The sequence below is a fragment of the Stenotrophomonas sp. P5_A8 genome (assembly GCF_056400545.1).
On sequence record NZ_JBFULB010000505.1, the window covers coordinates 1 to 1813 of the forward strand.

Consider the following 1813-nt stretch of genomic DNA (forward strand, 5'->3'; position numbering starts at 1 on the left):
ACCACGAGGTCACCGAACGTCCCGTCCAACGGAGTTTGCTGGAATAGATTGGCTGGCATGAAAATTCCGGCCTTCCCGCATTCAACGCCCAGCGCGAAGACGAACGCGCCCAGGATCTGGTTCTCATACGGTGTACCCATGCTGTCGCACTTCCCTGTTCCAAAGTGATTCTCTGATCCTAGCGATTAGAGCTTTCAGGGACTGTAGGGCGGTTCCTTACAGGCGCAGCCAGCGCCTCGCCACCGCCACGAGTTGGGGGTACGGCCTTTGGTGGGCGTGACATCGAGGGAGTACGCTGCGCCTTGCATCGTCCTTCGGCGGACTGTCAGCGTGCGCGGACAGTCCCGGCGCCGACGCAATCTCAAGCTGTGCGACGCCGGATACTGACAATCGCTTAGGCAACCACGAGATGGGAGGGGATCATGGAACGAGGAAGCTGGGTGGTGGTGCGAGCGTATGGTCCAGCTGCGTCGCTGCTTGTGCTGGCGGCGCTATGTGCAGCGATGCTGTCGGCATGGCCCCAGCGACCCCTGCTGGCGGGCCTGGAATCCATGGCCAGCTTGGTGCCGGTGGGGCTAGTGGCCGCAAGCCTGGGGTTGATGGGGATGGCTACCTACCGGCTGCACCAGTGGGAGCGTGGTGCGGGCCATGACTGCTCTCATTGCGGTGGACCGCTCGGCCCCGAACGGGCTGGCCGTGCCCGGATGGGAGGTGCCTATCGGCGCTGCTATGCCTGTGGCTCCAACGTCAATCATCGACACTACCAGTAGCCGGCAATAACTGGCCGGTCAGGCTCTGTCCAGATTCAACCACTTGAGCGCAGTGGCTTGACTCACGAGGATGGCGTAATCCGGTCCGGTGCGGTGCCGCCAGCGGCAATTTTGGCGAGATGAAGAAGCCGGTTGATGGTGAGGTTGACCGAAGGTCGAAGCCCGCAAGAAGAGGGCCATGGCCAAGTGGGGCACGTAGATCCGACGCAGACGGTGGGAGGAGCAGTGCATTCACATCGAGACGGCACTACCAAAAGAAATAGCCTTGAACCGATTGTGGTCGAAGGGGCTCCCTGACGGGAAAAGTACCAGATTGACGCCGCCTTGGTGGGCGGCACTCGGGAAGATTAGACCGTCGATGGATACGCCATCGCCTCGGGAAAAAGACTGAGCCACGTACTCACAAACGATCTGCGAGGGGACGTAGTCGATATGTTCTCTGCCATCCTTATGGACAGGCTGTGTGATTGCCGTCACGAAGCCGGTTAAGAACAGCGCCCTGACACGCTCAGCCCTTAGGTCAGTTGCAAAGACAGACGGCGCTCTAGGAAGCTTCACGAGGTCCACAACGTTAAGCAATCTCTCGGTACGGAAGACCGCGGTTGCAGGCAATTTGCCCTCGGGAACCTCGCCGATCTCCGCAAGGGCGGTTTTCACATCGAACGCTGCATAGAAGTACGGGATGCCGGCAGGGTTCATGCGGCCGGCTGAGGCAGCCTCTTTCGGAGGCGGCCCCATAGTCGAGGCTGATACCGCCACGGATCCGTCGGCCGGAAGGTACCTTGCCCTGTAGAGTTCCGTTCCAATATCGAGCGTCCTGATCAGCGAGCCTACTTCCCCACCGACGACGTCCAGCATGTCGGCGACGGGTATCTCCTGCGAGTCCCTATCGGTACAAACGTTTCGGAAGTTGAATCGAGTCTGATGCTTCACCGCATAAGAGAAGCTCTTCCAAGAGTGGAGCATGAGCTCCTCGTCCTGGACATCCGCCCAATGCCCGCGCGCAGCTTCAACCCAGTATCCAGTTACATCAGCCCCGACAA

1 protein-coding gene is annotated in these 1813 nt (G+C 60.1%); it reads right to left on the minus strand.

Annotation, left to right across the window (positions count from 1 at the left end; all coding sequences use genetic code 11):
• Positions 1 to 1001: 1001 nt before the first annotated feature.
• On the minus strand, positions 1002 to 1813 hold an 812-nt coding region (locus AC1DQP_RS20145), incomplete at its 5' end, for an RES family NAD+ phosphorylase (protein ID WP_478052383.1).